Origin of the sequence: Sphingobium anseongense (assembly GCF_037725245.1) — a bacterium.
Classification (GTDB): domain Bacteria; phylum Pseudomonadota; class Alphaproteobacteria; order Sphingomonadales; family Sphingomonadaceae; genus Sphingobium.
Map to the genome: position 1 here is coordinate 14,679 of NZ_JBBJUL010000014.1, position 9,121 is coordinate 23,799.

7 protein-coding genes, 1 tRNA gene and 2 riboswitches are annotated in these 9,121 nt (G+C 64.6%); of the genes, 5 read left to right on the forward strand and 3 right to left on the reverse strand.

Features of this window, described 5'->3' with window-relative positions; translation table 11 throughout:
* Positions 1-66: 66 nt before the first annotated feature.
* The 3 genes from WG908_RS15265 to WG908_RS15275 form a co-directional block, all read right to left on the reverse strand.
* Positions 67-142: transfer RNA gene (locus WG908_RS15265), tRNA-Val, on the reverse strand.
* Between the two features lie 43 nt (positions 143-185).
* Complete coding sequence (locus WG908_RS15270; RefSeq protein ID WP_340187370.1) at positions 186-1,202, reverse strand: MarR family transcriptional regulator; 1,017 nt, start codon at positions 1,200-1,202, stop codon at positions 186-188.
* 186 nt (positions 1,203-1,388) lie between these two features.
* Positions 1,389-2,240 (reverse strand): D-amino-acid transaminase, encoded by an 852-nt coding sequence (locus tag WG908_RS15275; protein ID WP_340187371.1) that lies wholly within the window; start codon positions 2,238-2,240, stop codon positions 1,389-1,391.
* On the opposite strand from WG908_RS15275, the gene WG908_RS15280 reads away from it, so the two are divergent.
* The 5 genes from WG908_RS15280 to cobW all read left to right on the forward strand — a co-directional run bounded on the left by WG908_RS15280 (position 2,239) and on the right by cobW (position 9,117).
* A complete protein-coding gene (locus WG908_RS15280) occupies positions 2,239-2,430 on the forward strand; it encodes a hypothetical protein (protein WP_340187372.1) in 192 nt (63 codons plus the stop codon). The genes WG908_RS15275 and WG908_RS15280 overlap by 2 nt on opposite strands.
* A riboswitch (cobalamin riboswitch) is annotated at positions 2,392-2,629 on the forward strand. Its footprint overlaps the gene before it by 39 nt.
* A 174-nt stretch (positions 2,630-2,803) precedes the next feature.
* Positions 2,804-4,945 (forward strand): TonB-dependent receptor, encoded by a 2,142-nt coding sequence (locus tag WG908_RS15285; protein ID WP_340187373.1) that lies wholly within the window; start codon positions 2,804-2,806, stop codon positions 4,943-4,945.
* Positions 4,891-6,507, forward strand: a complete 1,617-nt coding sequence (locus WG908_RS15290; RefSeq protein WP_340187374.1) for a peptidase — start codon at positions 4,891-4,893, stop codon at positions 6,505-6,507. Before WG908_RS15285 ends, WG908_RS15290 begins: the two co-directional genes overlap by 55 nt.
* On the forward strand, positions 6,504-7,550 hold the full coding sequence (locus WG908_RS15295; RefSeq protein WP_340187375.1) for a HoxN/HupN/NixA family nickel/cobalt transporter: 1,047 nt from the start codon (positions 6,504-6,506) through the stop codon (positions 7,548-7,550). Before WG908_RS15290 ends, WG908_RS15295 begins: the two co-directional genes overlap by 4 nt.
* Positions 7,551-7,662: 112 nt before the next feature.
* Positions 7,663-7,899: riboswitch (cobalamin riboswitch) on the forward strand.
* Positions 7,900-8,079: 180 nt separating this feature from the next.
* Complete coding sequence (gene cobW, locus WG908_RS15300; protein WP_340187376.1) at positions 8,080-9,117, forward strand: cobalamin biosynthesis protein CobW; 1,038 nt, start codon at positions 8,080-8,082, stop codon at positions 9,115-9,117.
* Positions 9,118-9,121: the final 4 nt, after the last annotated feature.

Genomic DNA, 9,121 nt, shown 5'->3' on the forward strand with positions numbered 1-9,121 from the left:
AGAGCTGAGCTTCTCGCCCGTCTAACCTGCGATATGGCTAAAAACCGCGCTTTTTCGCGGGTTTTATGGTGGGCGATGACGGGCTCGAACCGCCGACATTCTCGGTGTAAACGAGACGCTCTACCAACTGAGCTAATCGCCCGCTCGTCGATGAGACCCGGCTTCTAGGCGAATCTGGCGCGCGGTCAAGCGCCCACCGCGCCGACGATCAACCGTCGGGTCGACGCGAACCAACGGCCCAGCGATTCGGCCGCGTGGTCGGCCAGCTGGATGAACACCCGCCGCCCATCGAGCGGATCGGCATGCCGCACCACCAGCGCCTGATCGGTCAGCGTGCGGATCCAGCGCAGCGCAGTGGTGGGCGGCACGGCCGCTGCGATGCACAGGCTCGACACCGACACCCGCTCGCCGTCCAGTCGCGCCGCCAGCAGGTCGAGCAGCATGTCCCAGGCCGGGTCGGCGAACAGCTCGCCGGGCAGGAAGTCGGCGCGCATTCGTCGCGCGCGCAACAGGTCGCGCACCTGCCCGCCGCTGATATCGCGCAGCGGCGATGGCGGCGCGTCATGCCCCATCGGCGACACTGGTGCCGGCATTCCGATATAATCGCTTGGCCGGTCGGACAATTTTCCGTCCAACGGAAAGGATGGTTTGGCAGGGCTGCGTGCGCCCGTCATCGCCTCCAGCGTTCTGGCGAGGCGCGCCACCTCCTCGCTCAACTGGCGCAGCCGCTCGGCTTCGGGCGACTGTTCATACACCACCGACGCACGCGCCTGATCATCCCGCGCCGCCACCAGCGCCGCCGCCAGGTCTGCAATGTCTGGCTCACACAGCAATTGTACCCGGCCGCTGCGGACAGTGGCATAGGCGAGATCGAGCGCCTCGACCGTCGCCACCACGATCAGCGCCACTTCGCCCATCCCCGCCAAGGACTCCAGCCGTCCCAGCAGCCGTTCGAGCGCCGCGTCGGGCGTGTCGCACATGAGCAGCACCAGGTCGCATCGCATCTGCAGGTCAAGCCGCCCCGATCCCTGCGCGACGGGAACGGCCCCCTGCAAACGATAGCCTGCCGCATCGGCGAGCGCCGTGATCGCCTGATGATTGCCCTCGTCGGCGATCAGCAACATGCCGGGCCGCGCACCCGGCAGGGATGCAGCATAATCATGGGCTGCATCCTGCGTGGTTCCGAATCCTGTTTCACTCATATGCGCCCCCGTGCTGCTTTTGTTCCCTTTATCGCAACATTGCTGCTTTGCGCGACGATCTTTTCTCCAAAATGGTGCTGCCGCGCCGCATGCTGCTGAAAAGCGCGGCCTCGCTGCGCGTCGTTGGGGCCATAGGGCGTCAGGCCGGACCCGTGGGCATTCTCCAAAACGGATATAGTTGCGCCTTCAGACCCCGGTCGCAGCGGCAAAATCGATGTAGAGCGCGCGCAGTCGCATGGCTATCGGCCCCGGCCGACCGTCACCGATCGCCTGTCCGTCGATTCGCACGACCGACTGGCAGAAGGTGGACGCGCTGGTGATGAAAGCTTCCGCCGCATTGAGCGCCTCGGCCACGGTGAAGGCGCGGCGCACGACCGCGATCCCGCTTTCCCGCGCCAATTGCGTCAGCGCCAGCGCGGTGCAGCCCGCCAGCACCGCTTCGCTGTAGGGCCGCGTGACGATAGCGCCATCAGTCAGGATGAAGGCGGTCGATGACGCTCCTTCGGTAACGAAACCATCCTCGACCAGCCATGCCTCCTGCGCGCCCGCCGCATGGGCCGCGCGCTTGGCCATTGCCTGCGCCAGCAGGCCGACGCTCTTGATGTCGCGCCGCTTCCAACGCAGGTCCGGCATGGTGGCGACCGCGATGCCATCGCGTACCGCCGGCGTGTCGAGAAACACTTTGGGCTGGACGAACATCACCAGTGTCGGCGCCAGATCCGGTGGCGACAGGAAATCGCGAGTGACATCGGCCCCCCGCGTGATCTGAAGATAGACCAATCCTTCGGTCATGCCGTTGCGTGTCACAAGTTCGCGTTGCGCCGCTTCGACGGCGGAAAGGGGCAGCGGCAGGGATATGCCGATCGCATCGACCGACCGCGCAAGGCGCGCCAGATGCGAGGCGCTGTCGACCAGCCGCCCGTTGAGGACCGCCGCCACCTCGTAAATGCCATCGGCGAACAGGAACCCCCGGTCCAGAACGGATATGCGGGCGTCGGCAAGCGGCAGGTAGCTGCCATTCAGAAAGGCGATGGACATGGGCGAAGATGTTGCCGGGATGCGCCGCGCGGTCAAGCGTGCGCTCCGATCGCCGGCGGAAACGGCTGCCGGCCTTTCCCAAGCGCAACAAGGGATATTGGCTTTTCCGTTCACTTGGATTAGTCGAGGTCGCGAAAGCGGGATCATTCCCGCTTTCATTGATCGCGCCGGTGCCCCGCAAGGGGCTTAATCGGGAATGCGGTGCGGAAGGCGCAGGCTTTTCCAAATCCGCGGCTGTCCCTGCAACTGTAAGCGGATAGCGCGATGCACATCGTCCCTTGGAAAAAGGGCTGCCACTGGGCCGGACGCTAAATCATGCGAGGCCTGGGAAGGCGTGCATCAAGCTGTGACCCGCGAGCCAGGAGACCTGCCGGCGTCTGGTCGCTCTTGCCCTGGCCCAGGGGATGGCCGCGGCACGGTGAACTCCGTCTGAGCGACGAACGAGCGGCTGGGGCCGCATCGGATACGTGCGTCGGTCGCCCATGGCGTCCGGCCGCCGCGCGTGCCGCCCGTTCGCGCGGGTTTGCCCCGGCCATGTCGCAAGACGCCGGGGGACCATTTCCATGATCAAGACCATTTTCTACAGCGGCGCGCTCGCCTCGCTGCTTTCGCCAACCTGCGCTTTTGCAGACGATACTGCCGGAACGATCGCCGAGACCGATATCCTGGTGCTGGGGACCCGCGCCGCCGATGCCGACGCGCCCTCGCAGGCGGCCAGCCGCCTTGGCCTGACCATTTTGGAGACGCCGGCTAGCGTCGAAACCCTGTCGGGCGATATCATCCGCGCCCGGGGCGACCTGTCGATCGTCGACGCAGTGACCCGGGCGACGGGGTTCAGTTCCGTCGCCAATCCAGGCAATGGTGGCACCGGCCTTGCCGTGCGCGGCTTCAGCGGGCCGGGCTCCATCATGCAGCTTTATGACGGCGTTCGCCTCTATCCGGGTGCGGGCACAGTGACATTTCCGACCGATCCCTGGACGGTGGATCGGATCGAAGTGCTGCGTGGACCGGCTTCGGTCCTTTACGGACAGGGGGCGATCGGGGGCGCCGTCAACGTCGTTTCAAAGAAGCCGAACACCGACCGCACGGAGTTTCAGGCGGAAGCTGGCTACGGTTCCCAGAACAGCTGGCGCATCGGCGCGGGCGTCGGCGGACCGGTTAACGAACTGATTGCCTATCGCTTCGACATCAGCCGTACCGGGTCGGACGGCTGGGTCGATCGAGGGGATTCAAAGGGGCTGGCTATTTCGGGGTCGGTGGAAATTCGCCCCAGTGACACGCTTACAGTCACGCTGTCGGACGATTACAGCGACCAGGAGCCGATGCGCTATTTCGGCACGCCGCTGATCGATGGGCGGCTGGATGACCGCAACAAACGCCGCAACTACAATGTCACCGACGCGCTGATGCGCTTCAAGGACAACCGCACGACGATCCGAACGGAATGGAGGCCGAGCGATTCGATTCACATCCGCAGCACGGCCTATCGCCTGACCACCCATCGCAAATGGCGCAATCTGGAAAGCTATTTCTGGAACGGAGTCTCGAAAGAGATCGACCGGTCCGACTTTTTTGGCATCGACCATGATCAGACTCAGGTCGGCAACCAGTCGGACCTGACCATCCGCAGCGCATGGGGCGGCGTGACGAACGAACTGCTGGTCGGGTTCGACGTCAACCACATCAAGTTCCGCCATTCGAACGATTTCGATTCCGATGCGCCGCCTGCGGGCTTTGCCGATCCGGTCGATCCCTTCGCTTTCGATCCGGGTCGCTATTACAACAGTTTCGGCGTGCGCCCCCAATATCGCACGCGGACCCTGCAATATTCCTTTTTCGCCGAAGACCGACTGGCGCTCAGCGAGCAGCTGTCGGTATCGGCGGGGATCAACTTCGATCGCGCCCGCGTGAAGCGTTATGTCACCAGCTATGGCGCGAGCAGCGTGCCAACCGAGGCATTGAGGCTCGACAAGCGGCTGAAAAACGTCACGTGGCGGGTGGGCGCGGTCTACCAGCCAACCCCCGCACTTTCGATCTACAGCCAATATGCGACCGCCGTCGATCCGCTGGGATCGCTGATCACTTTCTCGGTCGCGCAGGCCGCCTTCAAGAACACGACGGGCGATCAGATCGAGGCGGGGGTAAAGGCAAGCTTTCTCGACGGGCGCGGGCTGGCGACCTTCGCTGCCTATCGGATCGTCAAGAAGAACCTTCTCGCCACCGTGCCGGGCAGCGCTCCGCCGAGGCAAGATCAGGTGGGACAGCGCTCGGCCAAGGGACTGGAGGCGTCGCTGACGCTGGATCTGCCCTCAGGCTTCGGAATCGATGCCAACGGCACGATACTCGACGCCCAGTTCGACGAGTTCGAAACCGGCGGCACATCGTTGAAAGGCAAGACGCCACCCAATGTGCCCGAGACGACCGCCAATCTGTGGTTGCGCTATGCCATCGCTCCCCAGCTTCAGACCCGCCTGGGCCTGCGCTATGTCGGCCGGACATTCTCCAACAACGCCAACCGGTTCCGCGTGCCGGGCTATGCCGTGATCGATGGCGGCATTTCGTGGGCGGTGACGAACAATATCGCGGCTAACCTGCGAGTCTATAATCTGTTCGACAAGGATTATGCGACGACCACTTACAATGATGAACAATGGCTGCTCGGACGGCCGCGTTCGATCGATATGTCGATCAGCGCGCGCTTCTGACCATGCATGGCGTCACGAAACCCGTCGCCGCACCAAGGCTGCACAGGCCGGGCAGGCTGATGAAGGCCTTGCTCGTCCTGCACAGATGGACGGGCGTCATCGTCGGCGCGGTGATGACGCTGTGGTGCGTCACGGGTTTCGTGATGCTCTATGTCGACTATCCCCGGTTGCAGCCGGGTCAGCAACTGCGCGGCCTTTCGCCCCTGCATCTTCCGGCCGGGGCCAGACTGACCGACATCCCCCTGCCGTATGACCTTGCGCTGGCATCCGCTCGCGTCGAAATGGTTGCCGGCAAGGCCGTGCTGCGGGTGATGCCCGATGAGGGCGGCGCGCGCGTGATCGGGCAGATGCGTGCGTCGCCGCAAAGCTATGATTTGACGTCCGCCACGCCGCTGATGCCGCTGGCCCGCGACGATCTGCGCAAGGTCGGAACGGCGTTCGGGCGCAATGTCGGAATCGATGGAGGCGTCAGCGCGATCACGCCGATTTCGGCCGATCAGTGGACCGTGCAGGCCCACCGCGCCAACCGCCCGCTCTACCGCGTCGACTATGCCGACGCTCTGGGATCGACGGCCTATATCGCCGGTGGGACCGGTGAGGTCGTCCAGAAAACCACCCGGTTCGAGCGTTTCTGGGGCTGGATGGGTTCGGTGCCTCACTGGCTGTACCCTACTGTCCTTCGCCAGAATCCCGCCGCATGGAGCCAGGTGGTGATCTGGACATCGCTGGTCGGCTGCTTCCTGACCGCGACCGGAATCTGGATCGGTATCAGCCGGCTGCGAAGGGGCAGGGACGGCAGGATCGGTTCGCCCTATCGCGGCCTGTGGTGGTGGCACCATATGACCGGGCTTGTCTTTGGATTACTCGCGCTCAGCTGGGTCGCGAGCGGCCTGCTATCGATGAATCCCTGGGGCGTGTTCGACAGCAATGCCGGGCCGGTCGAGCGCCGCCGCCTTGCAGGGCCGATGCGCTGGTCGGACATGCGGTCCGCACTGGGCCATATGACATCGCTTCCCGCCGACACGGTCCGGGTCGAAAGCGCGCCGATCGGCGGCAAGATGGCCCTGATCGCCATCGCCGCCGATGGCAACATGGTCCGCCTGGACGGCGCGGGCAATCGCGCGCCGCTGACGAAGGCGGACGTCGCGGCCGCATTGCAGCATGGCCCCCGCGTTGCATCGCTCGACCTGCTGTCCGAAGGCGATCACTATTATTACGCCCACAAGCAGCCGGTCAGATTGCCGGTGTGGCGCGCTATCCTGGCCGATGGCGAGGCGTCCCGACTCTATATCGACGCGCGAACCGGCACCCTGCTCCGCGCGATCGATGGCGCCGGGCGAACCGAACGCTGGTTGTGGAATGCGCCGCACAGTTTCGACCTGCCCGTCTTGCGTACGCGGCCCTGGCGCGATCTCGCGCTCCTTCCCTTGCTCCTGGCCGTTACGGCGATCTGCGCCACCGGCACCTGGATGGGTGCGCGCAGGCTCGGCCGCGATGTGCGGCGGCTCAGGCGCCGACTGTCCCGTCAACGCATCCCCTCTCACCTGCGGAGCCTGTCATGAACGCGACCCCCGTCACTGCCCGTACAGATTTGCGCACCCGCATCGGCTGGCTGTTCGGCCTGCTCATCGCGGCCAATGTCGGTGCCTGGGCATGGGCATTTTCGCTGTTCCATGGTCAGCCGCTGATGCTGGGAACGGCGTTGCTCGCCTGGGGGCTGGGACTGCGCCATGCGGTGGATGCCGATCATATCGCGGCCATCGACAATGTGACCCGAAAGCTGATGCAGGACGGTCAGCGACCCATCACCGTGGGTTTCTGGTTCGCGATCGGCCATTCGGCGATCGTGGCGGTCGCCGCCGTCGCGATCGCCCTTATGACCAGCGCACTGTCGCAATTTGAATCCTTCGGCGAGGTCGGCGGCGCCGTGGCGACGGGAGTGTCGGCGCTCTTCCTGTTCACCATCGCGGCCATGAACCTCTTCATCCTCCATTCCGTCTGGAACACCTTCGCGCATGTCCGGGCCGGTGGCGCGTATGTCGAGGAAGATCTGGACATGCTGCTGAGCAATCGCGGGCTGCTCGCGCGACTGTTCCGTCCGGTCTTCAAGCTGATCCGGCGGAGCTGGCACATGGCGCCGCTGGGCTTCCTGTTCGGCCTCGGCTTCGACACCGCCACCGAAGTCGCCATCCTGGGCCTTTCGGCCAACCAGGCCGCAAATGGCCTGTCGATCGGGACGATCCTTGTGTTTCCGGCGCTGTTCGCGGTCGGCATGGCGCTGATCGATACGGTCGACGGCGTGGTGATGCTGGGCGCTTATGAATGGGCCTTCGTCAAGCCGATCCGCAAGCTCTACTACAATATCACCATCACCCTGATCTCGGCCATCGTCGCGATCGTCATTGGGGGCATCGAAGCTCTGGCCCTGATCGGCGACAAGCTCGGTCTGACGGGGTGGCCATGGAGCCTGGCCGCGAAGCTGGGAGAGAATTTCAACAGCCTGGGCTTTGCCATCATCGGTCTTTTCATCCTCTGCTGGCTCGTCAGTTTCGCGATCTACCGCTGGAAGCGTTTTGACGAGATCGAAGTCTCGGTCGCCGCCTGATCGGCCTCGGTCGACCGCCGGTGCCATCCCTGCGCCACGACGGAGCGAAAACAATGTTTGGCGCAACTTTCATTTTCGGTTAGGGCGATCATCGAAAGGCTGGCTGATACCGCCTTTCGATGATCGCGCCGGTGCCCCGCAAGGGGCTTAATCGGGAATGCGGTGCGGAAGGCGCAGGCTTTTCCAAATCCGCGGCTGTCCCTGCAACTGTAAGCGGATAGCGCGATGCACATCGTCCCCTTGAATCAGGGGGACTGCCACTGGACGGCGCCTATGCGCCAGGTCTGGGAAGGCGTGCATCAAGCTGTGACCCGCGAGCCAGGAGACCTGCCGGCGCACCGGTCGCTCTTGCCTTGATCCAGGGAATGGTCACGGCACGGTAACTCTCCGTCTGAGCGACGAAGCCGTGCGGCTGGGGCTGCACGGCGCGCGGCCACGGACGCATTGTCGCGCCCGCCCGTCGTCGCGCGCCGGCCGGATCTCTCCGGCAAGCCCCGCCTCGTCTCGCTCTGGCGCGCAGGGAGTATATATGTCCGACCTTTCAAAGGTTCCGGTCACTATCGTCACGGGCTTTCTGGGCGCGGGCAAGACGACGCTTATCAGCCATCTGATCCGCAATTCCGGGGGCAGGCGGCTGGCGGTCGTGGTCAACGAATTCGGTACGCTGGGTATCGATGGCGATATCCTCCAGTCCTGTGCCATTCCCGATTGTCCGGCAGATAATATCGTCGAACTGGCCAATGGCTGCATCTGCTGCACGGTAGCGGACGATTTCATTCCCACGGTCGAAAAGCTGCTCGCGCTCGATCCGCGACCCGATCACATCCTGATCGAGACATCGGGGCTGGCGTTGCCCAAGCCGTTGCTCAAGGCGTTCGACTGGCCCGCGATCCGCAGCCGGATCACGGTGGACGGTGTATTGGCGCTGGCCGATGCGGAGGCGGTGGCGGCCGGCCGCTTTGCGCCCGATATCGCCGCGCTCGACGCGCAGCGAGCCGCCGATCCGGGCATCGACCATGAAACGCCCTTGTCCGAGGTGTTCGAGGACCAGCTCGCCTGCGCCGACATGGTGCTGCTGACCAAGGTCGATCTCGCCGGACCCGAAGGCGTCGCCGCCGCTCGCACCGTCATCTCGGCGGAATCGCCCCGGCCCGTTCCGGTGATCGAACTGACCGAAGGCGTGATCGATCCGCATCTGATCCTGGGCCTCGCCGCCGCCGCCGAGGACGATATCGCCGCGCGCCCGTCGCACCATGATGGCGACGACGATCATGAGCATGACGATTTCGACAGCATCGTCGTCGAGTGGGGCGAGATCGCCGATCCGGCCGCGCTCGCCGCGCGAATCGAAACGCTGGCGCGCGATCACCATATCCTGCGGGTGAAAGGCTATGCCGCCGTCGCGGGCAAGCCGATGAGGCTGCTGGTGCAGGCGGTCGGCGCACGGGTGCGGCACCAATATGACCGTCCCTGGCGGGCCGATGAAGTGCGGCGCACGACGATGGTAGTGATCGCCGAACATGACCATATCGACGCCGACGCCATTCGCGCGATGCTGGTGGGATAGACCG

Bases quoted from the DNA above. Each gene is read 5' to 3' on its own strand.
- WG908_RS15270 (WP_340187370.1), bottom strand. From the start codon at position 1,202: ATGAGTGAAACAGGATTCGGAACCACGCAGGATGCAGCCCATGATTAT.
- WG908_RS15275 (WP_340187371.1), bottom strand. From the start codon at position 2,240: ATGTCCATCGCCTTTCTGAATGGCAGCTACCTGCCGCTTGCCGACGCC.
- cobW (WP_340187376.1), top strand. From the start codon at position 8,080: ATGTCCGACCTTTCAAAGGTTCCGGTCACTATCGTCACGGGCTTTCTG.
- WG908_RS15280 (WP_340187372.1), top strand. From the start codon at position 2,239: ATGGGCGAAGATGTTGCCGGGATGCGCCGCGCGGTCAAGCGTGCGCTC.
- WG908_RS15295 (WP_340187375.1), top strand. From the start codon at position 6,504: ATGAACGCGACCCCCGTCACTGCCCGTACAGATTTGCGCACCCGCATC.
- WG908_RS15290 (WP_340187374.1), top strand. From the start codon at position 4,891: ATGGCTGCTCGGACGGCCGCGTTCGATCGATATGTCGATCAGCGCGCG.
- WG908_RS15285 (WP_340187373.1), top strand. From the start codon at position 2,804: ATGATCAAGACCATTTTCTACAGCGGCGCGCTCGCCTCGCTGCTTTCG.